Source organism: Bifidobacterium lemurum (genome assembly GCF_014898175.1).
In the GTDB taxonomy this organism is placed as follows: domain Bacteria; phylum Actinomycetota; class Actinomycetes; order Actinomycetales; family Bifidobacteriaceae; genus Bifidobacterium; species Bifidobacterium lemurum.
Map to the genome: position 1 here is coordinate 2,659,075 of NZ_CP062948.1, position 25,649 is coordinate 2,684,723.

Sequence of the window (25,649 nt, forward strand, 5' to 3'; positions counted from 1 at the left end):
TTGTATGGGTGCGGGCGCCACCCTGCGCGGCCCGGTTCCGGCTCGCCGCCTCCGACCCGCGCGTGGGGCCGCCCGCATATTCCTTGGTTATTGTAATCGCCCCATCGTCCTCGTGCGTCACCCGCCGGTTACATGCCCGTCGCCGGACGGTCAGAACAGTTGTTTGTCCGCCAGCCAGGCCTTGGCGATATCGGCCGCGGACTCCTTGTCGAGCGTGCTGGAGGCGTTCATCTCCTGCAGGTCTTCGGTGGTCAGCGCGGCCTGGACGGCGTTGATCACCGCCTTGGCTTCGTCGTCCAGCGCGTCCGAGGCGGCCAGCGGCACCACGTTCTGCGCGACGATCATATGCTCGGGATCGTCGAGCAGCACGAAATCGTTCTCGGCGATCAGCGGCGAGGTGGAGTCGAAACGCGCGAACTGCACCTCGCCGTCAGCCAGCGCCTTGGCGGTGTTCTGCCCGCCGCCGTCGTTGATCGGCACCAAAGTGACGCCGAGCCGGTACTTGGTCCTCAATCCTTCGATGCCGTAGGGACGCGTGGAGAATTCCGGAGGCGCGGCCACTTCAAGGTCGTCGCCCAGTTTGGCGAGGTCTCCGATGGATGTGATGCCGTTGGCCTCGCTGGTCTCACGGGTCACGGCGAAGCTGTCGGAGTCCTGGGCCTCGGCTTTGTCGAGCACCGTCATGCCGTCCGGCAACGCGGCCGGCAGTTCCTCGTAGACCTCGTCGGCGGTCACCGCGGCGCTGTCGGCGTCATAGTATTGCAGGAGGTTGCCCGTGTATTCGGGGACCATATCGATGGATCCGTCCTCGAGCGCGGCCAGATACACGTCCCGAGATCCGATGTTGGCTTTGACGCTCGCCTCGATGCCGTTGTCGTTCAACGCCTGCGCGTAGATGTTGGCGAGGATCTCGCTTTCCGCGAAGTTCGCCGATCCGACGACCAGAGCGTCGGCCGCATTCCCCTCCTGCGACGCGCCGTCGGCGAAGGGGTCGGATCCTCCGCACGCGGCCAGCGCGCCGACAAGCAGCGCGGCCACGCCGGTGATCGCGAATGTTCTGGTGATGTTTCCGATGGTCATATTCTTTCCTTTCCTGAAAAACTTGGACGTGGACGGGCGTCGGCGCGACCGCCGCCCGCCCTATGAGACGTGCGACGCGACGGCCGAGAGCTTCTGCGCGGCGGCGAACAGCCCGTCGACGAGCAGCTCGATCACGATGATGATGAGCGAGCCGGCGAGCATCTGGGTGTAGTCCTGCACGGCGAGGCCGTCGATGAGATAGCGGCCGAGCCCTTCGATCGGCAGGTAGGCGGCCACCGTCCATGTGGCGACGATCTGCACCGCGGCGGACCGGATTCCCGAGACGATCAACGGCAAGGCGATGGGGATCTCCACTTGCGTGAGTATCCCCCACTCGCTGAATCCGACGGCGCGCGACGCCTCGACCACGGAGCGGTCGACCGAAGCGATGCCGGAATACGTTCCGGCCAGCACCGGAGGAATGGCCAGCAACACCAACGAGACCATGGGAGCCCCCAATCCCAGGCCCATCCACAGCGACAGCACGCACAGTAGTCCCAACGTGGGCAGCGCGCGCAAAGCGCCGGTGAACGGAACCACAAGCTCGCGGAATCTGCCGGTGTGCCCCACATACAGTCCGACCGGTATGGCGATGGCCATGGTGGCCAGCAGCGTGACCGCGCAATAGGCGAGATAGATGCCGGTGCGCGAGAGGATGCCGGTCGAACCCTGCCAATTGGCGGGATCGGCCATCCATCGCAGCACGTTCGCATAGGCGTCGTTCATCGGATATCCACCTCTTTCCTTCCCACTCGCGTCCATGGCATGGCCATGGCCCCGCCCCACACCAGCAGCCTGTCGAAGACGAGGGCGATTAGCACGGTGCCGACACCGCCCACAAGAATCTCGGTGGCGTATCCGCGCTGATACCCCTCCACAAAGAGGAATCCCAACGAGTTCACGCCGATCAGCGATCCCACGGTCACCAGGCTCACCGTGCTCACGGCGACCACACGCATGCCGGCGAGCAGCACCGGGCCGGCCTGAGGCGATTCCACCGCGAAGAACCTACCCAACCTGCCGAATCCCACGGCGGTGGCCGAGGTGACCAGCTGGGGATCGACCGACGCGAAGGCATCCGCCGCGTACCGTGTCATCAGCGCCACCGCGTACATCGCCAACGCCACCTCGATGTTCAGCGGATCGAGGATACGTGTGCCCAACAGCGAGGGCAGCACCATAAGCAGCGGCAGCGAGGGGATCGCGTACAACACGCCGACGAGCGCGAGCACCACGCCGCGCAGGCGGCCGAGCGCGTTCGCCGCCCATCCCAACGGCACCGCGACGATCAGCCCCACGACGATGGGCAGCGCGCTCAGCCAGACATGCGCCCAGGCATATCCCATGATGTCGGCGGCGTTGTTCATGAACCAGACCATTTCAACGCTCCACTCTCGGCCGGCTCGCCTCGATGAAGGCTCGCACGGTGTCGTTGGCCGGATGCTCCAGCAGCTCCCGCGGGTCGGCCACCTGCTCGACCACGCCGCCTTCGGACAGCACGGCCACGCGGTCGGCGAGGAACAGCGCCTCGTTGATGTCGTGGGTGACGAACAGCACCGTGACGCCGAGCTCGGCGTGCAGCCGCTTGACCTCGTTCTGCAGCTCGCGGCGCACCATGGGATCGACCGCGGAGAAAGGCTCGTCCATCAGCAGGATCGACGACTCGCAGGCCAACGCCCTCGCCACGCCGACGCGCTGCTGCTGGCCGCCGGACAGTTGAACGGGATATCGTCCGGCCAGGGCCGGGTCCAATCCCACATGTTCCATCAATCCCAAAGCCTTCGCCCGCGCCTCACGCCGACCGACGCCGTTGAGACGCGGAACGGTGGCGATGTTGTCCACCACGGTGCGGTGGGGCAGCAGACCGCCGCCTTGGATCACATAGCCGATGGAGCGACGCAGCCGCACCGGATCGGCTTCGGCCACGTCGGCGCCGTCGACGAGCACACGGCCCGCCGTGGGATCCACCATGCGATTGACCATGCGCAGCAGGGTGGTTTTGCCTGATCCCGACGATCCCACCAGAACAAGCAGCTCGCCGTCGTCGACCGTCAGACTGACATCGCCGACCGCCTGAGTGCCATCGGAATAGGTTTTCCCCGCATGTTCGAAAACGATGCTCACCGTTCCCCCCTATGACTTGCGATTGGTCGCGGAACGTAGGGCCGTGGCCACACGCTCCGCGTGCTGATGCTCCGCAACTTTATATATCGATTCGTAATATGTCAATATCGGTGTGTCTCGATTCGATATATCTCGATTCGGTGTATTATGGCTGCATGATCGAACTCATGATTCTGGGGTTCCTTGCGGAGGGACCCCTTCACGGCTATGAACTCCGCAAGAAGATGGACCAGCTTATGGGCTATGCGCGGCCGATCAGCTATGGCACCATCTATCCCGCCATCCACCGCCTCACCGACAAGGGGCTGCTCACGGAGCGCACCGTCCCCGGATCGGGCGTCACCCAGCGCAAGATGCTCACCCTCACCGACGCGGGACGCGAACGCCTCGAACAGATGCTGCGCGAGGCCGACGGGCTGACCATCACGGACCTCAACCATTTCAACGTGGTGCTTTCGTTCCTCTCCGAACTGCCCGATGAGGAGGAACGGCGGGCGGTGCTGCGCCGACGGTTGGATTTCCTCGAGCAGCCGGCGAGCTTCTTCTATCAGGGCGACCGACCGATTCAATCCAAGGCGATCAGTGACCCTTACCGCAGAGGAGTGTTCGTGTCGGCGGCCGCGTTCCGCAACGCGCAGATCGAATGGCTGCACTCCATGCTCGATGACGGAAAACCGTCGGACGCGTCCGCCGCATCGGACGAGACGGAGGCGGATGCGTGATGAAAGCGGTGGTATTGCACGAGCCCGGTCCCGTCGAACATCTGCACGTATGCGACGTGCCCATGCCGCAACCGCGTTCCGGCTGGGCACGCATCCGGGTGAAGGCTTTCGGCGTCAACCGGTCGGAACTGTTCACCAGACAAGGACTGTCCGGAGACGCCATCACGTTCCCGCGGATTCTCGGCATCGAGGCGACCGGCGTCATCGATCTCGACCCCACCGGCACGTTCCGCGAAGGTCAACAGGTGGCGACCATGATGGGCGGCATGGGGCGCGTGTTCGATGGAGGTTACGCGCAATACGTCTGCGTGCCCGTCTCGCAGATCATCCCGTTCCAATCCACCTTGGAATGGGAACGGCTGGGAGCGGTTCCCGAGATGCTGCAAACCGCCTACGGAAGCCTCACCGTCGGCGTCGACGCCCATGCCGGCGACACGCTGCTCATCCGCGGAGGCACCTCGTCGGTGGGACTGGCGGCCACGGTGCTCGCCAAACGCATGGGGCTGACCGTGCTGTCGACCACACGCTCCCCCTCCCATGCCGACGTGATGCGCGAAGCGGGGGCGGACATCGTGTTGGTCGACGACGGAGACATCGCCGCTCAGGTGCGCGCGATGCCGTCTCTCGCCGAGGCCGGCGGAGTGGATGGGGCGATCGAGCTGGTCGGCGCCCCCACACTGAGGGACACCTGCCGCTGCGTGCGCATGCACGGCACCGTATGTTTCACGGGCATGCTGTCGAACCAATGGACGATTCCAGACTTCTATCCCATCGACTTCCTGCCGCAAGGCGTGCGCCTGACGGCGTATTCCGGCGAGGCCTGCGACCTTCCCGCCGACGTGCTGCAGTCGTTTTTGGATGATGTCTCGGCGGGGCGGGCGAACATCCCCATCGGGGCGGTGTTCGACATCGACCATATTCAGGACGCGCACCGTTTGATGGAGGAGGGCGGCGCCCGAGGGAAGATCGTCGTGACCACCGGCATGTGACGCATCCTTACGATTCGACGCGTCCGACGCGCCGGCATGCGGACAACGCCGACACTTGCGGCCACCATCCAAGTATCGTGGAATGGTTTTGCCGGGCGATGCCCGGGACCCCGCATCCGACACCGATGCCCCATGAAAGGAACACCCACCCATGACGTATGCGAAGAACGCCCCGTTCCGCGCCGACGTGGTCGGCAGCTATCTGCGCCCCGCCGAGCTCAAGGACGCCCGCGTGGACTTCGAGGCCGGCAGGATCGACGCCGCCGCGCTCAAGGAGGTCGAGGACCGCGCGATCGCCGATCTGGTCGCCAAGCAGAAGGCCGCCGGACTCAAGGTCATCACCGACGGCGAGTTCCGCCGCAGCTACTGGCATCTCGATTTCATGTGGGGACTGCAGGGTGTGGAGCGCCGCTCCGCCTTGCAGGGCTACATGTTCCATGACGAGGAGACGCGCGCCGACACCGCCGTGGTGACCGGCAGGATCGGCGGCGAAAACCACCCCTTCGTCGAACATTTCAAGTTCGTCAAGGCGCTTGAGGACGACGGCCAGGTGGCCCGCCAGACGATTCCCGCGCCGATCCAGCTGTATTCGGAGATCACGCTCGACCGCGCCGAAGGGCAGGTGGAGTCCCTGCGCGCCGTCTATCCGGACGACGAGGCGCTCAAGGCCGACGTCGCCGCCGCCTACCGGCAGGTGCTGGCCGACCTGTATGCCGCCGGCTGCCGCAACGTGCAGTTCGACGACTGCACATGGGGCATCTACTGCGACACCGATTTCGTGGCCAAAACCGGCATGAGCGCCGTGGATATCGAGCAGGTGAGCCGCTTGGGCGTGGAGCTCAACAACGCCGCCATCGCCGGAAGCCCCGAGGATCTGGTCGTCACCACGCATGTGTGCCGCGGCAACTACCACTCCACCTACGCGTTCGAAGGCGGCTATGATCCGATCGCGCCGTACCTGTTCGCGGATGAGAACGTGACGGCCTTCTATCTGGAGTTCGACGACGCGCGCTCAGGCGGTTTCGAACCGCTCAGGCACGTCGCCGACGACAAGACCGTGGTGCTGGGTCTGGTCACCTCGAAGAAGCCCGAGCTTGAGGACGCCGACGTGATCAAGGAGCGCATCGCCGAGGCCGCGCGGTACGTGCCGCTGGAGCGCCTGTGCCTGTCCACGCAGTGCGGTTTCGCCTCCACGGAGGAGGGCAACAAGCTCACCGAGGAGCAGCAGTGGGCCAAAATCGCCCTCGTGCGGTCCGTCGCCGCCGAGGTCTGGTCCGAAGACTGATTCCGTCCACGGCCGGAAACGCGGAAACGGAGTCGGTGAATCCCAAAGCATGCATGCCGGGGATTCACCGGCTCCGTTTCCGCGTTTGGAATGATGATGCGGCTTCGCCCGACACGACGAATGATGCATCCCGAAGGCTGGAGCATCAACCATACCGACACCAAGCCCACCGCGATGGCTCAGTTGTCAGCTGACAGCGCCAATCCCACAGTCCCGTTACGCTGGGGTGCATGAGACTTTTGGGCAATATCCTGTGGCTGGTCCTCGGCGGTTTGGCGATCGCGTTCGGATGGGCGGTGGTCGCTCTGGTGCTATGCGTCACCATCGTCGGCATCCCGCTGGGTTTGCAGGCCTTCAAGATGGCGGCGCTGACGCTCACCCCGTTCGGCAAGACGGTGGCGTATGGCGGCGGCGTGGGCTCCACGCTGGCCAACATCGTATGGGTGGTGCTGGTGGGATTGTGGATGGCCATCGGCTATGTGATCGCCGGTGCGGCGAACTGCGTCACCATCATCGGCATTCCGTTCGGCATCCAGTCGTTCAAGATGGCGAAGCTGGCCCTCTGGCCGTTCGGCGCCGAAATCCGCAATCTGTGAGATGGAGACGACACGCACCGTCGCCTCCTGTGACGCTTGCGCTTGCTTGGCCGATCTCATCGGATGTCCCATCGCCGATTTCGCGCATCGATTGATGGCGGGCGACCGTTCTCCCAGAATATGAAAAGCCCGCTATCAGCAGGTCTTTATTCTCTCGCTGTATAATCGGCCTGTCTTTACCGTCTCAATCAAGGAGGATTCTCATGGGCAAACTCATTCTCACGGGCGTTGATGGCAATCTTGGAGGCCAGGCCGCCGACTATCTGCTTGAGATCGCAAAGCCCGAACAGCTTATTTTCACCGGATACAATCCGGACTCCCTCGAACGGTACGCGGCGCTCGGCGTCGAAACGCGCGTCGCCGATTTCAATGTGAGGGAAGGGCTTGAGAAGGTGTTCGAAGGCGGCGACGTCATGGCCTTGGTGTCGATGCCGTTCGTAGGCGTCAAGCGTCAACGGGCCCACGGCAACGCCATCGACGCGGCAAAGGCCGCGGGAGTGACCAAAATCGTGTACACCTCGCTGGTCAACGCCGCCGATCCCACGAATCCAAGCGTTGAGAAAAAGGACCATGCCTGGACGGAGCAGCACATCCAGGAGGCCGGCCTCGACTACATCTTCCTGCGCAACTCGCAGTATGCCGAGGCCATGATCACCAACTACTTCACCTATGTGCACACCGACGGCGTGCTCAAAAACAGTCAAGGCGACGGACTGATGGCTTACATCTCGCGCAAGGACTGCGCCAAGGCCGTAGCCTACGCGCTGTGCGATTCCGATTTGCATCACGCCATCGAGAACATCAACGGCCCCGAACTGATGACCATCGCCCAGTTCATCGAGATAGGCAACACCGCGACCGGCAACCATGTGGTCTACCAGAAGATCACCGACGAAGAGAACTATCAGGTGTTTGACGCGATGGGCGTGCCGCGCACCACGGATGGGGTGTTCCAGGAAGGCTCCGAGGCCCCGTTCTCATCCGACGGCATGGTCACCTTCGCGCAGGCCATTCGCGAAGGCAAAATGGACGTGTTCACAGACGACTTCAAGAAACTCACCGGAGATGATCCAATCACCGTGAAGTACATGTTCGAGCATGCGGACGAATTCCAAATCGGCGACCGCCACTCCAAAGACGCTTAATGGCGGCCACGCCCTACCGACAACTATCCCATCGAAACGATGTCATGTCCCGGCAGATGATTCCGCCGAAGCATGGCATCGTTTCGGACGAAAACAGTGAGAATCTCGCCGACGCCGTTACGGTGCCGGCCACATCATGCCGATACCTGATGTCTCACCCATGTTCAGCCTGACGCCGGTTCCAGCACGGCATGCATCGCTCACACACCACCGCCGTCATGTCGTCTAGCGGGCGTATTCCTCCAGATGGGGGTCGACGGCGTGGACCACATCCACCAAATCGCCGTTGGATAGGTACGGGCGCTGGAATTCGCGCCACGGCTCGACCTTGACCTCCCAACGGCCGGTCTCTCGATCGAGCACGGGACGCGCGGTCTGCTCCCAGCGCAGACGTTTGTGCGTGCGGCCCGTCATGGGATCGCGGCGCGAATAGTGCAGGCAGGTGCAGTTGGTGATCGCCCATTCGGGGGCGTCCGCGCGGCGCATGAACTCCTCGTCGGAAAGGTCCTCCAGAGTGAGCATCAGCGCAAGCATGAAGTCGCCGTGGCTCACCATCACCACGGATTCCGCGTCGGATTTGCGGTTGAGCGCGGTGAGCAGATTGTGCACGCGGTCCTCGGCCACGTCGGCGATGGACTCGCCCGCCGGCGGACGCCAGTACAGCGGATCGGTGGCTTTGAACATCCAGTTGCGCCCGTAGTTCTCGCGGAACTCGTCCTTGGTGATGGTGTTGATCTCGCCCCATGAGCGCTCGCGCAGCACGCGGGTTTCCTCCCATTTGGCTTTCGGCAGCGCCATCGTGGCGGCCGTCTCGCGCGTGCGCACATAAGGCGACACCAGATACCGGTCGAACAGCTGCTGCTGCGCCACCAGCCAACGGCCGATGCAGTCCGCCTGCTTGCGGCCGATGGCGGTGAGCCGCCATGAACGATCAGGAACGGTCACATTGTCTTGGGTGAACAGGGAATTGTCGCCCTGCTCCCCCGCCTGCACGATCACGTTCGCCTCGGATTGGCCGTGGCGGATGACATACAGGTCCAGTGGCATGCCCATTGATGCGTCCTCGCGTTCTTTCTAGTCGCAGCGCGCGTCCTCTACCGTATCGGCTTGCGTGCGTGCCGCATTTCTATTCGATGCTGGAATCCACCGTATCTCAAATCACACGGGCACGGCGGCATTGCGGACGGGACGTCGCGAAGAATTCACCGCGCCGTCTCCATCATGTCATCCCGGATGCGCACGTCGCGCATGCGGATTCCTCGACTCCGCTCGGAATGACGAAGGGACGCTTGCCACTCCGAACGGCACTCCCACCATCGTCATCCCGAGCGGAGTCGAGGGATCTCAGCACGATCCTCTTTATTCCGGCCAGATACCGGTCTGCGCGTTGGCCTTGCGGTACTCGCCGGGAGTGACGCCCATTTGCTTCTTGAACACCTTGCTGAAGTGGCTTTGCGAACTGTAGGCAAGGATCTGCGCGATCTCCCCCAGCGAGTACTGCGAGTATCTGAGCATGTTCGCCGCGGCTTCCATGCGCCGGTCGGTCACGTACTGCGAGATCGACGTGCCGGTCTCCTTGGAGAACAGCTCGGAAAGATACGTGGGGTTGAGATGCACATGGTTCGCGAGCATCGCCACGGTGATCCGCTCGTGCAGGTGGTAGTGGATGTAGTCCATGCATTCGGCGACCGCCTTGGAATGCACGTCGACCTTCTGCAGGTCGGCCATCGCCCATGTGAAGAACGTCATCATATCGGTGTGCATGCGGCGTACCTCGGCGACGCTTTCGCACCGATCCACATCCTGAATGTACAGGTCGGACGCGTTGTAGGCGTCCTCCTCGTCCATGCCGCCTTCGATGGCGAAACGTGTGGCGAGGGTGATCGAGGTGACGAACAGATATTTCGCATTGCGCAACGGATCGTCGCAGACATGGCCGTACAGCCCGGAATCCCAGAGCTTCACGCTTTCGGCGATGGCCGCGCCGTCACCCGACCTCATCAGATCGTACTGCTTCATCTCCTCGACGTAACGATGGTGCCGCACGCGGTCCTCGCGGCTCAGGAAGTCCAGATACCGCAGTTTCGCCTCTTCGACAACCGCCATAGGCGTCTCCTTTCCTGATAATCACCTCAACACCATGTGAACAAAAGGTAAATTGCTCTGATTACCCGATGATTATATCAAGAATGCGATGAAAATGGCTAGCGAAACCCGTTCAACCCTCGTAATGTAATCATTGTCAACAGAACAAGGAACACAACAAGTGAGGAAAGGAACCATCATGGATAACAAGATCATGAACGAAGCGCTCCGCGCTCCCCTCGCTTCCACGGATCCCTCGCTGGGCTCCTACGCCCTGGCCCAGGCTTCCTGGAACGCCGTCAAGAGCATCGTGCGCAAATAAGACGCACCGCATACCGACTCGATAATCAATTAAAAAAAAACGTTAGATAAGAAAAGGACATAACCATGGATAACAAGAACCTGATCAACGAAGCCCTCCGCTCCCCGCTGGCCGCCTCCGACCCGTCCCTGGGCCACTACGCCCTCTCGGTGAGCGCCTGGAACGCCATCAAGGGCATCGTGCGCAAGTAAGCCACGGCTTCATTCTTTACGGAGGCCCCGTCCGATGATTCGGACGGGGCCTCCGTCATTTTCGAGTGTTTTTCAACGACGACCTCTGTCGCAGTAGCCTATCGCCGACGAGTTGGCACTCGAATGCCCCAGTTGGCACCCAGATGCCGGTACGCGCGAACGGGCACGACGCCATGAAGCCATTCCCGTCGCCTGACGTTTGGAACCATGTGCCAACTGGAGCCCACAAATGCCAACTGCCGCGAGAACCGGATGAACGGTTCGCGCGGCAGAGTGCACAATATTCTGATATCAGAAGAACAGCACCGCGATGCCCACGCCGAAGAACATGAGCAACACGGAGGCGATGAAGCTGGCGAGCACCGCCTTGGCGCCCTTCTGCGCGATCGCCTTGAAATTCACGTTGATGCCGAGGGCTGCCATGGCCATGCCGAGCACGATGTAGGCGATGTCGACCAGATTGGCGGAGATCGCGCTCAGGAACGGCACGTAGGTACCGAGCACGGACGCGGCGATGAAGCCGAGCATGAAGTACGGGAAAGCGACCTTGCGCTTGCCTTCATGCTTGACCGTGGAGTGCTTCCTATCCCACCAGATGGCGATGATGATCGCGGCGAACACGAGCATGAGCACGCGGCTGAGCTTCATGATGGTGGCCATGTTAAGCGCCTCTTCGCCGAAGGCGCCGCCGACGGCGACCGCATGCGCGATCTCGTGCAGCGTCGCGCCGGCCGCGACGCCCTGCTGGGCGGGCGTTAGGCCGAACAGCGGGAAAAGCGCGATCTCGATCAGCGCGAACACGGTGCCCATGATGGCGACGGTGGCGACGGCCATGACCTCGTCATCGGCCTTCTCCTCTTCCTCCTCCTCGGAGACTGTGATGGAGCCAGACAGACCCATGACGGCGGCGGCGCCGCAGATGCCGGTGCCGCCGGCGGTGAGGATGGCGAGCATCGGGTTGACCTTGAGCGCGCGGGCGATGGCATAGGTGACGACGATCACCAGCGTCACGATCACCGCGGCGATCGGCAGGCATTTGATGCCTTGGGTGAACAGCACCTCCAGGTTGAGCTTGAAGCCGAGCAGGATGATGCCCAGGCGCAGCAGCTTGTTGGAGATCAGTCCGGCCGCGTCCTTGACGCCGGCCCTGCGGTCGTCATTGGAACCCACATAGAAGGAGCGGATCGGGAACTGGATCACCATACCGATGAGCAAGGCGATGATCAGCGCGCCGAACAGCGAAAAGCCCGGAAATTGTTTGAGCCAGGAGCCGATGAAGGACGCGATCAGCGTCAGGATGGCGATGAACAGCATATCGGTGGTCGCGATGCGCTTCCACCATTTCGTGCAGAATTCTCTCATGCTGCCTATTCAACTCATATGGTTGTCATCGGTCAAATAGAACATCACGATATGTATCATCGACTTTGTCGATAACACATTCAACAGTCGGAATCCATCGGCGGTGCCGTCTCAATGCGAGGCCGCATCATACGGCACAACCAGTCTCTCCCTGCCGATGCGATCACCGCCGCAACGCGTCAACCACCTGATCGACAAGCTCGCGTTGCGTGCGGGTCAATCCGGAACGCGGCACCAGCGCGTAGAAGCGCCGGGCGAATTCCGGACCGAGATCACGGATGGCGATGCCGTGGGGCACGCAGGCCTTCGAAATCACGGATTGCCCGACTCCCCTGGCCAGCGAGGCGGCGATCGCCGCGTTGCTGGAGACCTCGATCACCCGTCTTGGTACCAATCCCACGGATTTGCAGTACAGATCGGTGTAGTAGCGCACGCCGGAACCATGCTCGCGCATCAGCCATACGCCATCCGGATCCCCCGCCAGCACCAGCTGATCCTCGCACAGGGTCACGCGATTGACGGAATCGTTGATGATTGGCTTTTCCACCACGCCGAGCTGCGCGGATTTCAAACCGACCTGCTCCAAAATCGTATCCGAGTTCTGGGCACGGGCCGAAACGTCAAAACGGTCGAGACTGTCGGCGACGGCGGCCAAAGCCCGTGGAAGCAGCACGCCTGCGGTGGTATGGGAGAACAGCATGGTGAAAGGCTCGTGCGCGGATTGGTTGCGGGCGATGGCGTCACGCACATCGCGCCATGACCCGCAGATACCCACGGCGCTTTCGTAGAGCAGACGCCCCGCCTCGGTGGGGGTCACGTCGCTTTTCGCATGTCGGTCGAACAGAGACGCGCCCACCAGCCGTTCCAATTGCGCGATGCGCGACGACACCGTGGATTGCGAGACCTTCAGCTCGTCGGCGGCCATCGTGAATTGGCCGGTCTCATACACCGCGATCAGCGTCTGCAACAAATCAAACATGCCACCAGTATTCCATGCGCGCCGCCCACCACGCCTCGGACCGCATTCGCGAAGGAACGTCTTCATATGCAAAACGGAGCCGAATCATCCAAGGGACTCCTCGACTCCGTTATGTCGCGCCAGACCTTGCGGACGGCCCTCCACAAGGCGGTAAGGAACGGCTACTTGCTGACGTTGAACATGAATTCGACGATGTCGCCGTCGGCCATGACGTAGTCGCGGCCTTCGGTGCGCAGCTTGCCTTCCTCCTTGATCTTAGCCATCGAGCCTTCGGCGGCGACGAACTCGTCGTAGCTCACCACATTGGCCTTGATGAAGCCCTTTTCGAAGTCGGTGTGAATCACGCCGGCGGCCTGCGGGGCGGTCCAGCCCTTGTGGATCTGCCAGGCGCGCACCTCCTTCTCACCCGCGGTCAGGAAGGTCTGCAGGCCGAGGATGTCGAAGCCCACGCGGGCCAGCTGGTCGAGACCGGATTCCTCAAGGCCCGCGTCGGCGAGCATCTCGCGGGCGTCCGCCTCGTCGAGTTCGGTCAGATCGGCTTCGAACTGGGCGTTGAGGAAGATCGCCTTGGCCGGCGCCACGGAGGCGGCGAGCTTCGCTTTGAGTTCGTCGTTGGACAGCTCGTCGTCGTCCACGTTGAACACGTAGATGAACGGCTTGGCGGTCATCAGATGCAGGTCGTAGACGTCGGCCTTGTCGATTTCGCCCGCGGAGGCGGCCTCGTCGATGGTGCGCCCGGATTCGAGGATCTCCTTGGCTTTCTGCACGGCAGCCAGATAGGATGGCTCGATCTTCTTGCCGCGCAGGTCCTTCTCAAGCTTCGGCAGCGCGTTCTCGATAGTCTGCAGGTCGGCGAGGATCAGCTCGGTGTTGATGGTTTCGATGTCGTCGGCCGGATCGACCTTGCCGTTGACATGCACGATGTCGTCGTTTTCGAAAGCGCGCACGACCTCGCAGATCGCGTCGGCCTCGCGGATGTTGGCGAGGAACTTGTTGCCCAGGCCCTCGCCCTCGGAGGCGCCCTTGACGATGCCGGCGATGTCCACGAAGGTGACGGTCGCGGGCACGATCTTGCTCGTGTTCACCAGCTTGGCGAGCACCGGCAGACGGTCGTCCGGCAGGGGCACGATGCCGGTGTTGGGCTCGATGGTCGCGAACGGGTAGTTCTCCGCGAGCACGTTGTTGCGGGTCAATGCGTTAAACATGGTGGACTTGCCGACGTTCGGCAGTCCGACGATTCCGATGGTAAGAGACATGGTTCCCTAGCTTAGCGACCCGTCCCGTCATCCCGAGCGGAGCACAGCGGAGTCGAGGGATCTCAAGATGCTTCGACTCCGCTCAGCATGACGCTAAAACCCAATCAGCCGACGATGGCGTCCACAGCCTTGATAACGGCCCCACGGAACGCGCTTTCCTCCAGCGATGCGACGCCCTTGATGGTGGTGCCGCCCGGCGAGCAGACCGCGTCCTTCATGGCTCCGGGATGCGTTTCGGTGTCGAGGTACAAGGCTCCCACGCCTTCGACCATCTTCGCGGCGAGACGATACGCGGTGGCGCGCTGCAACCCGTACTTCACGCCGGCGTCGCCCAATGCTTCCATGTACATGTCGGTGAATGCGGGCGCGCAGCCGGCCACCACCATGGCGATGCCCATATGCGCGGTGTCGACGCGTTCAATGAGGCTGATCGGAGAGAACAGCGCTTCGAAGGCCGCCGTCTCGTCGTCGGTGAGTGTGTTGGCGATTTCGGTGACGAGCACGCCTTTGCCCACGGCCATCGGCGTGTTCGGTATCGTGCACTGCACGTGCGCGTCCTCCCCCAACAGCTCCTGGTATTTCGCCAGATCCCATCCGGCCGCGATGGACACCACGGTTTTGCCCGGCATGTTCAGCGCGTCGGCAAGCGGCCTCAGCACCGATTCGATCTGGTAGGGCTTGATCGCCACGACGACCACGTCGGCGGCCTCCACCACTTCGGCGGCTGAACGCATCGCTCGCACGCCGAGCTTGGCGGCGTTGGCTTCCAACTTGTCGAAGTGCGCGGCACAGACGACGATTCTGCCGCCCTCCACCACGCCGGCGTTCACCCAGCCCTGGGCGATGGCCTGGGCCATATTGCCGTATCCGATGAATCCAACAGTGATGTCCATAAGGGTCCTTTCTAGAACAGCTCTTCCAAATCGCCGCGGTTCAGCGCCTCGTTCCACAGCCTCTCGAACACGTTGCCGGCGCGCAGCCCATCGTGTTCGAATTCGTTCGTGGTCCAATAATACGAATTGCCGACGCGGCTCAACGTGTCGAGCTGCATACCGGAGTCCACATACATGTCGTCGAAGTACACGGCGGCCTGCAGCGGCACCTCGTTGCGGGCGAGCTGGTCCGCATCGTAGATCACGCCGAAACCTGTGTCCTCCATCAGCAGGTCCATGGCGGGCTTGAATGGACGCAACGCGCGTTCCTGCTCGAACATCCACGGGAACATCGTCTCGCCGGTGAACATCAGCGGACGTTGGTCAGCCGCGAACTCGGGCCGGCCGTCGCGCACGCGCTGGGCTGCCCAACGGATAGGGGCGGTCATCTCGCCGTTCGCATAGATGAACTCCTGCAGCGGCCAGTAAAGCGGACGAGAACCGGTGGCATCCATCACATGGGCCAGGAACTCGTCGCTCAGCGTGCCACCGGCCACGGTCGAACCGTCTCCGGCGAGGAAGGCGTCGTCGAGAATCCAATGCACGCGTTCGAAACCGGGTTTCATACCGAAGTCGGAGCCGAGCGTCTGGAAACGTTCCACGGTGAGCGGATCGCCGTTGGGCAGCAGTGGAATCGACGGGTCGATATCTCCCAGTCGCAGGCCGGCGGAATAGTCGGCCCCCTCACCGTAGATTCCGGCGGCGGCGAGCCGTTCGGCGACTTCGGCCGCGGTGGGCAGCATGTCGGCGATGGCGGCGGCGCGTTCGGCGTCCTGCGGGTAGCGCTCGTAGAATTGCGTGGTTTTCGCGACCATGCGCGGGAAGGTGTGCTCGTACACCTCGGTCGCGTCCGCGGGCACGTGCGGGATGCCTCCGGTGGTGAAGCTGGCGATCACGCCGTGCGGGAACAGCGAAAGGGTGGTCAGCGTGAGGAATCCGCCGTAGCTTTGGCCGAGCGTCACCCACTTACGGCCGTCGAATTCGCTCAGACGCAGGTGTTCGAAATCGCGCACGATTGAGTCGGCGAGGAAATGCTTTAGATACGCGGCCTGTGCGGCGGCGGCCTCGGCCGGAGAGTCGGCTCGGGCGGCGAGCGCGGCCATGGTGTGCGTGTCGACGCGGTTCGAGCGTCCGGTGCCACGCTGATCGGGCAGGATCACACGGAAATGCTTGCAGGCCTCTCCAATCCATCCGTCAGAAGTGGAGCTTAGGGGGCGAGGTCCGGCCCCACCGGGGCCACCTTGCAGGAAGACGAGCAGCGGCAGGTCGTCATGCACGTGTTCGGGCGCGGTGACGACGCGGTAGAAGAGTTTGATGGTTTCGCCGCTGATGTCGCGGCCCGGCTCGTTGCCGGCCCAGTCGAGCGGCACGTCGATGGAGTGGTCTTCGATGGCCAGTCCTGGCACATAGTATTTCGTAAGCAAAGTCATGCCTCTATCTCACTCATTGCGCGCGACAAACCGTGCCGCAACGCGCCGGGGCGCCCATCCGTCGGGCGTGTGCGCATCACGCGTGCGACCCGTCGTGGGGAGTGCCGACTAGTCCGGTCGCCGCGCATCCTGACCGCATCCCGGTCGCATCGTCCGCGAGGCGGATGGCGGGCGGTGCGGCTGAGGCGTTAGGCTGAACCTCATGACGAACAGCATGGCTTGGTGGCGGCGCGCGCGGCGGTGGATGGTGGACAATCCGCTGTTCATGGACACATTGACCGCGCTGGCCATGATGCTGTTCCTCGTCGCCTCCACCGCCTCGGCAACAGATGGGGTTGGCGCGCTATTCGAGCAATCGCCTTCGAGTTCCGTGATCTGGACGATTGTCGTCATGGTGCCGTTGGCGTTTCGCCGACGCTGGCCGCAGGCCTCCGCGTTGGCGTTCGTCGTGCTGGCGCTGCTGCAGCTGGTGTTCGGCCCGAGTCTGGTGTTGGGTGACTACTCCGCGCTGGTGATGTTGTATTCGGTGATTGTGTACGGCGATCCGAAGCACACGCGCGATTTTCTTGTGGTGGCGGCGGTGATGAGCGTGATCGCCTCCGTTGTGATCGGCTTCTCGCTTGACGCGGGACCGTTGTTCATGTCGCCTCCGGTTCCGTCCGCTCGCGTGTGCCGCTCTTCGACGGGCGCGTTCGAGATGACCGCTGATTGCGCCAGCACGGTGGCCAGAGAGATTATCGGTTTCGGTGTGGCGATCACGTTGTGCGTGGTTTCGGTGATTGTGCTCGCCTATTGGCAGCGCGCCCGCCTGTACACGCTGCGGCTGATGCGCGAGCGCGAGCAGGCGTTGCGGGCCAGTGAGCAGGAGGAGCAGCATATCGCCGCGTTGGCGGAACGTGCGCGCATCGCCCGCGATATGCATGATGTAGTGGCGCACACGCTGTCGATCATCATCATCCAGTCGGATGGCGGTCGGTATGCGGACGCGCATGATCCGGAGGTCGCCCGCAGCACGATGGAGACGATCCGTCACGAGTCGCAACGCGCGTTGGGTGATATGCGCCGGCTGCTCACCGTGTTCGGCTGGTCGGCGAGCGCCGGCTACGGCGACATCGAGTCCCTTATCGACCAATCACGGACGGCGGCGGGCGACGACTGGACGCTGGAGCGTCATATCGTCGGCGTCCCCACGCCTCAGCGTCTCAGTGAGGATGCGAGCATGGCCGCGTACCGTTTGGTGCAGGAGGCGCTGACCAATGTGCGCAAGTACGCGCTTGCGCCTGCGGTCGGAACGTCGCCGCGCGCCCGCGTGCGGGTCGACGTCGTCGAGCATTGGGAGGCCAACGGCGTGACCTTGCAGGTGCTGGACGATGGACGAGGAGCGACGGCGAGCGAGGACGGTCATCAGCCCGGGTATGGTCTGGTCGGCATGCGCGAACGCGTCGAGGCGGCCGGCGGTTCGGTGGCGGCCGGCCCACGTCCCGACTCCCGCGGTTTCGAGGTCACCGCCTTCCTCCCCTACGCTCCGGTCGAATCCGAAACATCCCCGGCTTCGACTGAGGCATCCCCGACCGCCGTCGAAACGACTCCGAACGCCTTTTCGTCCCGTCATCCCGAGCGGAGTGAAACGCAGTCGAGGGATCCTCTCCCCATCCCTCTGCCCCTTTCCGCGGCGGCCCAGGTCTTGCGGAGCGAGCCGATCGACCAGCCCGACTCACTCCACGGCGAACGCTTCAATTGGATCGAACGGCTGTCGCAGTGGACGGAACGCCACTATCTGGCCATGGACGTGTTCGGCACGCTGCTGGGATTGGGATTGCTGTCGATCACATCGTTCACCTCGTCCGTCCTGTTGGGCACGAACTGGTCTGACTACGGTTCGACGGCATACGTGTGGTTCGTCACCGGCGGCACCATCCTGCCGCTGATGTTCCGCCGTCGATTCCCCGACGCCGTGGCGTTGGTCGTGGCCGCCGTATCGGCGTTCCAACTGATCTTCCTGCCGACGGTGATGTTCACCAACATATTCGCTTTGGTGGCCCTGTATTCCGCGGTGCTGTACGAGCGCAGGCACACATGGAAGCGATATGCGGTCATCTCGGCGATCGTCTCCCTGCTGTTCGGCGCGAAGGTCTGGTCGACCACGGCGCCCATCTTCTCCGACTCGGAGGCTCACGGCGACTTCTCGTTGGCGTATGCGCTCTACCGGCTGGCGACGGGGCAGCGTGAACTGCTCGCCGGCATGACCTCCTACCAGCGTTTGATGCCGGTGATGTACATGATGATCGTGATGCTGTGCTGCGCGGCCACGATCGCCGGCGCGCTGTGGTCTCGTTCGCGCGGTTCGAACGCGCTGGTGCTACAGGCGCGTGAAGAGGCGTTGCACGCCGAACGGGCCAAGCAGCGTGTGCTGGCGGCGAATATGGAACGCGACCGCATCAGCGCGAACATCCAGACCGAGGTGACGGCCACCCTCACCAGTGTGAGCGCGCGGGCCGAAGCGGGTCTGGCGATGCTGGACGAGGCGGCCGCACGCGGCGAGGAGCCGTCCAGCGAGGCGATCACGGCGGCCTTCGAGGCGATCGGACATCAGGGACGCGAGGCGTTGGCCCGCATGCGCCAGCTGCTGCGCGAGACCGGATTCAGCGACGAGGCGCATACGGCCGAGGCGGAGAATCCCGAATTGCAGCTGACGCCCGCGGCCTCGTTGGACGAGCAGCTGCGCGGCATCGCAGAAGAGGAACCGAACGCGGGCCATTCCACCCAATCGGCTTGAGCCATACGATGGCCGGGGAACGGAACTATGCGCGCTCCGAGGAGCACGACGGCCGTCGAACGATGCGTCACGGATGATGCGACGCATGGCCGCTCAGGGAAAAATCAGGGTATGTTCCGCCGGTGCGTCGCCGGCCGATTCGATAAGGTGAAAGTATGAGTGAAGAACAGCGGATTCGCGTGGTGATCGCCGATGATCAGGAGCTGGTGCGCGCCGGTTTCGCGATGGTAATCGGATCGCAGAACGATATGGTGGTGGTCGGGCAGGCGCGTGACGGCGCCGAAGCCGTGGCTTTGGCCGAACAGATGCGCCCCGATGTGGTGCTGATGGATGTGCGTATGCCCGGCATGGATGGTTTGGAGGCCACACGTCGCATCACCGCGTTGACTTCCGCCGTGGGCGATTCCAACTCATCCTCAATGGCCGACGTGGCCGAATCGGCGGAGTCGGAAGATGACGCCGTCCGCCAGACGCGTGTGATCATCCTGACGACTTTCGATCTGGACGAGTATGTGATGTCCGCGATCAACGCGGGAGCGTCCGGCTTTCTGCTTAAGGACACGGAACCGGAGACCCTGCTGGGTTCGATCCGCACGGTGTTCAACGGCAACGCGATCATCGAGCCTTCCGCCACCAAGCGTCTCATCGAGAAGATGATGCAGGACGGCTATGCCAACACGCATGACGCGACCGCCGCCGGAGCCGAAGCGGCGCGAGGGTACGCGACGGCGAATCCCGGCGTCGGTGGGACGACGACCGGCTACTACACCGATCCCGAACTCGACGATCTGACCGACCGCGAACGCGAGGTGCTTATCGAAATCGCGAACGGCCTGAGCAACCAGGAGATCGCCGACAAACTGTTCATCTCCCTGCCCACGGTCAAAACCCATGTGGCGCATATCCTCGCCAAAATCAACGCCCGCGACCGCGTCCAAGCCGTCGTCTTCGCCTACGACAACCATCTCGTCTAGCAACAACCATCTCTTCTGAAATGGACAGTGCCCGCCCATCGTGATGATGAGCGGGCACTTCTTGTATATCGCGCGCGCCATGCGACGCGCGCGGGGCTTTAGGCCTCGACCAGGCTTCGACCACCGCTGGTTGAAGCTCAGGCTTCGGCCAGAGCTTCGACCGGCGGCGTTTTGACGGCTCGGCGGGCGGGGAAGACGCTGGCGAGCAGGGCGGCGACTGCGGCGACAAGCAGGACGATGCCGTTGGTGGCCCAGTCGAAGGGGAACACGGTTTCGCCGACGATGCTGAACACCATGTAGGATCCGGCCCAGCCGAACAGGGTGCCGAGCGCGATGCCGGCCACGCCGGAGACCACGGAGATGAGCAAGGCTTCGACGGCGAGCGAGCGCCGCAGCTGGCCGCGAGTCATGCCGATGGCGCGCAGGGTCGCGGATTCGCGGGTGCGTTCGATCACCGACAGGCTCAACGTGTTGGCCACGCCGATCAGGGCGATGAGCACGGCCACGGCGAGCAGTCCGACGAGCATGGCCATCATCGAGTCGATGATGCCGTTCCATTGCGTGCGTTCGGCGACCGGCCCGGTCAAGCTCACGCCCGCCTCGTCGGACAGGACGTTCTGCAGTTCGGTGAAGATGTCGTTGAGGGAGCGGTCCCCCTCTTCGATGCGCATCAGCGTCATATGCCCCTGTTCGGTGATGTCGCCGTCGCCGAACAGGGCGTCGCTGACGAACGCGACCGCGCCGTACATGCTGGAGACGCGCCGGTAGTCGCTTTGCGTGATGTCGAGGTCCAGCGTGGTTCCGGTCGTCGCGCCTTCCTCGTCGGTCAGTTCGATATGCTGGCCGCCGTCGAAGACGAGGTGGGTCCCGGCCGACGAGTATTCGGGCATCAGCGCCGTATGTTCGTCGATGACGGCGTCGGACAGGTCGGCGCGCACCACGTCCGCGACCTGCGCTTCGCTTTCGACGCCGACGAGCAGCACGGTCGTCTCATGGCCGTTCGCGTCCGTTATGGTTCCGGTGGAGGTGGGCGCGTAGACGACGCTCGCCACGCCTTCGACCTTGGCGATGGCCTCGCGCGTGCTCTGACTGATGTCGCCGGTGGCGACCACATCGGTCGAATAGCGGGTGGAGAGCGTCTCGTCCATGGTCTGTTTGCCGCTGGCCGCGCCGGTGACGATGGTGGAGACGAGCGTCACGCCGATGAGCAGCGCGGCACCGGTGGCGGCGACGCGACGCGGGTTCTTCTGGATGTTCGCGTGCGCGACCTTGGCCGAAGGGCCGGCAAGCGAGACGAGCGCGCCGAAGGCTTTGATGAGCAGCGGCAGCCAGAACACGGCGGTGACCACCATGCCGACGAACACCAGCGCGCAGCCGGCGATGGCGAGCAGCAACACCGGCGTGTAGCCGTCATCCATCTCGCTTGAGGCGGCCAGCAGTCCGTGCATCTGCCACAATGCGGCCACGGTCATGGCGGTGCCGGCGACCACCATCAGTCCGCCGAGCAGACCGCGCGCCATGCTGGAGCGGCGCGTGTCGGTCAGTTCGATCGGCCGCAGCGCCTCCAATGGGGTGACGGAGGTGGCGGTGCGGGCGGAGCCGAGCGAGGCGAGGACGGTCATGACGATGCCGAAGGCCAGCGGCACGGCGAACACGGGCCAGGTGATCACCAGTTCGGCCTTCGTGCCGATCAGAACGTTCATCGCATTGGAATGGCATACCACCGCCATCAAGCCGATGCCGAGCGCGATGCCCAACAGCGAGGCGACGAATCCCAACACGCCGGCTTCGAACAGCACGGAGGCGTACAATTGCCCCTTCTTCGCACCGATGGTGCGCAGGAGGGCGAGCGTGCGGCGGCGTTGGGCCACGAGTACCTGGAAGGTGTTGGCGATGACCAGCGCGGCGACGAGCATGGCGAGCACGCCGAAGCCGAGCAGGAACATGGTGGTGATGTCGGTGCCGTTGTTGGTCAGGTTCTCCATGGCCCGGTCGGAGTACGACTGGCGGGATTCGGTGGTCAACGCCGAGGGCAGCAGCTCGGCGATGTCGGCGAGCGCGACGTCGGCTTTCGTCTCGTCAAGGTCGAGCATCAGCATGGAGGCGTTGATTTGGGAGAAGTCGTCGTATCCCCATACGGCGGCGATCACGTTGTTCGAAACCACGGCCGCGCCGCCGTAATAGGAGAACGCGCCGTTGGGATCGTCGGTCAATCCCACCACGCGCACGTCGAGTTCGTCGGACTGGGTGCGTTGGTCGCCGCCGTCGACGGTGATGGTGTCGCCGACGCGCACGCCGAGCTGGTCGGCCACGGACTGAGGCAGGGCGATCTCGTTGTTGTCGATGGGCTGGCCGCCCTCCGTGATGTCGACCGGCAGGATTGTGGCCTCCTTGGCGGTGCCGACCGCGAGGATGGAGGCGTGTTTGGAGCCGTGGTTGGCCTGCATGGTCACGGAGACGTCCGCACGCACGTCGTTGACGCCGTCGATGGCGCGGATGCGGTCGAGTTGCAGGTCGGCGACCGTCATGGAATACAGCGACTCCATTTCGGCTTCGCTTCGATCGCTTTTAGGACTGGCGAAATAGTTCGCGCCGCCGAGCTGCGCGGTCAGCTGGTTGCGCAGTGAGGAGTCCATCGCGTTGCCGAACAGGAAGGTCGCCGCGATGAACGCGGTGCCGATGAGGATTGCGATGCCCGCGGGGATGAGCATCCTCGCGCTTTTCTTCATAAGTTTCAAAGTAATGGAAAACATGATGTGCCTTTTCCTATGGATCAGCGGCGGTGACGCGGACCGGAGGCCGTGGGCATGGCTTCCGCTTCGGCGGCGGCCTGGCGGGTGGCGCGGTCGCGTTCGGCCATCAGCAGTTCGTTCATCACTTCGGCGGTCGGATTGGCCTCGTCGGCCACGATGCGTCCGTCGGCGAACACGATGGCGCGGTCCGCGTAGGATGCGGCGACCGCGTCATGCGTGACCATGATGATCGTCTGGTCGAGCTCCTTGACGGATTGCTTCAGGAATCCCAGCACCTCCGCGCTGGAGACGGAGTCGAGGTTGCCGGTCGGCTCGTCGGCGAACACCAGCGCCGGCTTGGAGATCAGCGCGCGGGCGATGGCGACGCGCTGCTGCTGTCCGCCGGACAGTTCGTTCGGACGATGGTTCAGGCGCTGTTCGAGTCCGAGCGTGCGCACCAACTGGCGGAACCAGGCGCGGTCGGGCTTGTCGCCGGCGAGCGTGAGCGGCATGAGGATGTTCTGCTCCGCGGTGAACATGGGCAGCAGGTTGAAGCTTTGGAAGATGAAGCCGATCTTCTTGCGCCGCAGCAGGGTGAGCTGGTTGTCGGTCATGGCGGTGATGTCGGCGCCGTTGAACATGATGTGGCCGTCGGTGGCGGAGTCGAGTCCGGCGAGCGTGTGCATCAGCGTGGATTTGCCGGATCCCGACGGCCCCATGATGGCCGTGAACCGCCCTTTTTCGAAGCGCACGTTCACGCCGCGCAGGGCATGCACGGTGTTCTCGCCGCGCCCGTAGTCCTTGACGAGGTCGATCGCCTCGATGGCCGTGGGATAGGCCATTCTGGTTTGCGAAGTCATGTTCTCCCCTATTCGTTGATGCTTGGTCGTTGCTTGGGCCCGGACCTTCCGCCGGGCGATACTTCCAAGGTACGAATCAACGCCCGCGCGTCCCATCGTGCGCCGGGTGGAAATGCGCGCGGCCCCGCCTCATCCTTGAGGACGAGTCCGCCCGCCGCCGGACGGCGGACACGCGAAAGGCCCCGCACCGCATGACTCGGTGCGAGGCCCCTGCAGGGTAAGTGTGTTCTCCTATGTGGTGGACGACGGCGCGGGACGCCCTTCACGTCCCGTCACCGCCACTTTGGATTCATGCCGAGCGCCTCCCCCTGGATGACGCCCGTCATGAACGTGTTCACTTGGCCAGGCCGGATTCGCGCAATGCGGCGAACGCGCCCTTCAGATCGTCGAGGATGTCCTCGATGTTCTCGATGCCGATGGACAGGCGGATGGTGCCCTGGTGGATGCCCTGGTCCTCGAGCTCCTCCAGCGTCTCCTGCGAGTGCGTGGTGGAGGCCGGGTGGATCACGAGGCTCTTCGCGTCGGCCACGTTGGCCAGCAGGGAGAACAGGTGCAGGTTGTCGATGAACACGCGCGCCGCGTCCTTGCCGCCCTTGATGTCGAAGGTGAAGATCGAGCCGCCGCCGTTCGGGAAGTACTTCTTGTACAGCTCGTGGTCCTTGCGGCCTTCGATCGAGGGGTGCGAGACGGATTCGACCTCGGGCACGGTCCGCAGATACTCGACGACCTTGAGCGCGTTTTCGACATGGCGTTCGACGCGCAGGGACAGCGTTTCGACGCCCTGCAGCAGCAGGAACGCGGAGAACGGGCTCAGGGTGGCGCCGGTGTCGCGCAGCAGGATGGCGCGCACGCGGGTCACGAACGCGGCCCCGCCCAGCGCCTCATAGAAGTTCAGACCATGGTAGGAGGGGTCCGGTTCGGTCAGCGTCGGGAACTTGCCCGGCACGGCCGCCCAATCGAACTTGCCGCCTTCGACGATCACGCCGCCCAGCGTGGTGCCGTGGCCGCCGATGAACTTGGTGGCGGACTCCACCACGATGTCCGCGCCGTGCTCCAGCGGACGGAACAGGTACGGGGTGGCGAAGGTGTTGTCGACGACCACCGGCAGGTTGTGCCTGTGCGCGATTTCGGTGATGGCCTCGAAGTCGGGCAGGTCGGCGTTCGGGTTGCCGAAGGTCTCGAAGTAGACGAGCTTGGTGTTCTCCTGGATGGCGTTCTCGAACTCGGCCGGATCGTCGGTGTCCACGAAGGTGGTGGTGATGCCGTCGCGGCGCAGCGTGTGGCGCAGCAGGTTGTAGGTGCCGCCGTAGATGTTCTTGGCGGAGACGATGTGGTCGCCGGACTGGGTGATGTTGCGCACCGCGTATTCGACGGCCGCGGCGCCCGATGCGACGGCCAGGCCGGCGGTGCCGCCTTCGAGGGCAGCGATGCGGTCCTCGAACACGCCCTGGGTGGAGTTGGTCAGGCGTCCGTAGATGTTGCCGGCGTCAGCCAGACCGAAGCGCGCCTCGGCGTGGTCGAAGTTGTGGAAGACGTAGCTGGTGGTCTGGTAGATCGGCACGGCGCGCGCGTCGGTCGCCGGGTCGGCCTGCTCCTGGCCGACGTGCAGCTGCAGGGTTTCGAAACGGTAGTTCGCGTTCTTCTCAGCCATGATGGTGTTCCCTTCCGTGTGGTGAGGCTGGTGTGGTTCGTTTCCGTCCGTCGCCCGTCCGCCGTGAGGCGGGTTGGCGAGGTGATGGTTATGAAGCTACCTGCGCGGATCCGCGCTGCGCAAGCCGAACGCTATCGCCGTTGCTTATGACCCTCTCT

General features: G+C 63.6%; 22 protein-coding genes and 2 pseudogenes. 9 read left to right on the forward strand and 15 right to left on the reverse strand.

Features of this window, described 5'->3' with window-relative positions; all coding sequences use genetic code 11:
- Positions 1-150: 150 nt before the first annotated feature.
- The 4 genes from BL8807_RS10620 to BL8807_RS10635 are packed head-to-tail and all read right to left on the reverse strand — an operon-like array spanning position 151 to position 3,204.
- A complete protein-coding gene (locus tag BL8807_RS10620; RefSeq protein WP_072726747.1) occupies positions 151-1,080 on the reverse strand; it encodes an ABC transporter substrate-binding protein in 930 nt (309 codons plus the stop codon).
- Positions 1,081-1,140: 60 nt separating this feature from the next.
- Positions 1,141-1,806 (reverse strand): ABC transporter permease, encoded by a 666-nt coding sequence (locus tag BL8807_RS10625; RefSeq protein WP_072726748.1) that lies wholly within the window; start codon positions 1,804-1,806, stop codon positions 1,141-1,143.
- Positions 1,803-2,459 carry an ABC transporter permease gene (locus tag BL8807_RS10630; RefSeq protein ID WP_072726749.1) on the reverse strand — a complete coding sequence of 219 codons (657 nt, stop codon included), beginning with the start codon at positions 2,457-2,459 and terminating at the stop codon, positions 1,803-1,805. Before BL8807_RS10630 ends, BL8807_RS10625 begins: the two co-directional genes overlap by 4 nt.
- Position 2,460: 1 nt before the next feature.
- Positions 2,461-3,204: an ABC transporter ATP-binding protein gene (locus BL8807_RS10635; protein ID WP_226847373.1), complete on the reverse strand. Its 744-nt coding sequence runs from the start codon at positions 3,202-3,204 to the stop codon at positions 2,461-2,463.
- A 155-nt stretch (positions 3,205-3,359) separates the two neighbouring features.
- Here BL8807_RS10635 and BL8807_RS10640 point away from each other — a divergent pair, with 155 nt between their 5' ends.
- From BL8807_RS10640 to BL8807_RS10660, 5 genes are all read left to right on the forward strand, one after another.
- Complete coding sequence (locus BL8807_RS10640) at positions 3,360-3,926, forward strand: PadR family transcriptional regulator (RefSeq protein ID WP_072726795.1); 567 nt, start codon at positions 3,360-3,362, stop codon at positions 3,924-3,926.
- A complete protein-coding gene (locus tag BL8807_RS10645) occupies positions 3,926-4,915 on the forward strand; it encodes a zinc-binding alcohol dehydrogenase family protein (protein ID WP_072726750.1) in 990 nt (329 codons plus the stop codon). The genes BL8807_RS10640 and BL8807_RS10645 overlap by 1 nt, the downstream gene beginning before the upstream one ends.
- A gap of 151 nt (positions 4,916-5,066) precedes the next feature.
- A complete protein-coding gene (locus tag BL8807_RS10650; protein WP_072726751.1) occupies positions 5,067-6,200 on the forward strand; it encodes a 5-methyltetrahydropteroyltriglutamate--homocysteine S-methyltransferase in 1,134 nt (377 codons plus the stop codon).
- A 230-nt stretch (positions 6,201-6,430) separates the two neighbouring features.
- Positions 6,431-6,796: a YccF domain-containing protein gene (locus BL8807_RS10655; RefSeq protein WP_072726752.1), complete on the forward strand. Its 366-nt coding sequence runs from the start codon at positions 6,431-6,433 to the stop codon at positions 6,794-6,796.
- A 203-nt stretch (positions 6,797-6,999) separates the two neighbouring features.
- Positions 7,000-7,941: an NAD(P)H-binding protein gene (locus BL8807_RS10660; protein ID WP_072726753.1), complete on the forward strand. Its 942-nt coding sequence runs from the start codon at positions 7,000-7,002 to the stop codon at positions 7,939-7,941.
- A gap of 225 nt (positions 7,942-8,166) precedes the next feature.
- Here BL8807_RS10660 and BL8807_RS10665 read toward each other — a convergent pair whose 3' ends face one another.
- Positions 8,167-8,994, reverse strand: a complete 828-nt coding sequence (locus BL8807_RS10665) for a histidine phosphatase family protein (RefSeq protein ID WP_072726754.1) — start codon at positions 8,992-8,994, stop codon at positions 8,167-8,169.
- A 306-nt stretch (positions 8,995-9,300) separates the two neighbouring features.
- On the reverse strand, positions 9,301-10,047 hold the full coding sequence (locus BL8807_RS10670) for an AraC family transcriptional regulator (protein WP_072726755.1): 747 nt from the start codon (positions 10,045-10,047) through the stop codon (positions 9,301-9,303).
- Between the two features lie 178 nt (positions 10,048-10,225).
- Here BL8807_RS10670 and BL8807_RS12125 point away from each other — a divergent pair, with 178 nt between their 5' ends.
- Positions 10,226-10,348 carry a hypothetical protein gene (locus BL8807_RS12125; protein ID WP_264298314.1) on the forward strand — a complete coding sequence of 41 codons (123 nt, stop codon included), beginning with the start codon at positions 10,226-10,228 and terminating at the stop codon, positions 10,346-10,348.
- Positions 10,349-10,413: 65 nt separating this feature from the next.
- Positions 10,414-10,539 (forward strand): hypothetical protein, encoded by a 126-nt coding sequence (locus tag BL8807_RS12130; protein ID WP_264298315.1) that lies wholly within the window; start codon positions 10,414-10,416, stop codon positions 10,537-10,539.
- 291 nt (positions 10,540-10,830) lie between these two features.
- Here BL8807_RS12130 and BL8807_RS10675 read toward each other — a convergent pair whose 3' ends face one another.
- The 6 genes and pseudogenes from BL8807_RS10675 to BL8807_RS12215 form a co-directional block, all read right to left on the reverse strand.
- A complete protein-coding gene (locus tag BL8807_RS10675; protein WP_072726756.1) occupies positions 10,831-11,901 on the reverse strand; it encodes a YeiH family protein in 1,071 nt (356 codons plus the stop codon).
- Between the two features lie 163 nt (positions 11,902-12,064).
- On the reverse strand, positions 12,065-12,880 hold the full coding sequence (locus BL8807_RS10680) for a LysR family transcriptional regulator (RefSeq protein ID WP_072726757.1): 816 nt from the start codon (positions 12,878-12,880) through the stop codon (positions 12,065-12,067).
- A gap of 161 nt (positions 12,881-13,041) precedes the next feature.
- Positions 13,042-14,136: a redox-regulated ATPase YchF gene (gene ychF, locus BL8807_RS10685; RefSeq protein ID WP_072726758.1), complete on the reverse strand. Its 1,095-nt coding sequence runs from the start codon at positions 14,134-14,136 to the stop codon at positions 13,042-13,044.
- A 104-nt stretch (positions 14,137-14,240) separates the two neighbouring features.
- A complete protein-coding gene (gene proC, locus BL8807_RS10690) occupies positions 14,241-15,029 on the reverse strand; it encodes a pyrroline-5-carboxylate reductase (RefSeq protein WP_072726759.1) in 789 nt (262 codons plus the stop codon).
- Between the two features lie 11 nt (positions 15,030-15,040).
- Positions 15,041-15,697: pseudogene (locus BL8807_RS12210) on the reverse strand (proline iminopeptidase); the annotation flags it as partial.
- 84 nt (positions 15,698-15,781) lie between these two features.
- Positions 15,782-16,498 (reverse strand): annotated as a pseudogene (locus BL8807_RS12215) (alpha/beta fold hydrolase); the annotation flags it as partial.
- 202 nt (positions 16,499-16,700) lie between these two features.
- Between BL8807_RS12215 and BL8807_RS10700 the strand changes: the two are divergent.
- Together BL8807_RS10700 and BL8807_RS10705 are read left to right on the forward strand one after the other, a co-directional pair.
- The gene (locus BL8807_RS10700; RefSeq protein ID WP_072726761.1) at positions 16,701-19,274 is read left to right on the forward strand and encodes a sensor histidine kinase; all 2,574 of its coding nucleotides are present in this window, start codon (positions 16,701-16,703) and stop codon (positions 19,272-19,274) included.
- A gap of 155 nt (positions 19,275-19,429) precedes the next feature.
- Positions 19,430-20,248, forward strand: a complete 819-nt coding sequence (locus tag BL8807_RS10705) for a response regulator (RefSeq protein WP_072726762.1) — start codon at positions 19,430-19,432, stop codon at positions 20,246-20,248.
- A 137-nt stretch (positions 20,249-20,385) separates the two neighbouring features.
- Here the strand turns inward: BL8807_RS10705 and BL8807_RS10710 are convergent, their stop codons facing one another.
- The 3 genes from BL8807_RS10710 to BL8807_RS10720 form a co-directional block, all read right to left on the reverse strand.
- The gene (locus BL8807_RS10710) at positions 20,386-23,001 is read right to left on the reverse strand and encodes an ABC transporter permease (RefSeq protein WP_072726763.1); all 2,616 of its coding nucleotides are present in this window, start codon (positions 22,999-23,001) and stop codon (positions 20,386-20,388) included.
- Positions 23,002-23,021: 20 nt separating this feature from the next.
- A complete protein-coding gene (locus BL8807_RS10715; protein WP_072726764.1) occupies positions 23,022-23,840 on the reverse strand; it encodes an ABC transporter ATP-binding protein in 819 nt (272 codons plus the stop codon).
- A 334-nt stretch (positions 23,841-24,174) separates the two neighbouring features.
- Positions 24,175-25,491: an O-acetylhomoserine aminocarboxypropyltransferase/cysteine synthase family protein gene (locus BL8807_RS10720; RefSeq protein ID WP_072726765.1), complete on the reverse strand. Its 1,317-nt coding sequence runs from the start codon at positions 25,489-25,491 to the stop codon at positions 24,175-24,177.
- Between the last annotated feature and the right edge of the window lie 158 nt (positions 25,492-25,649).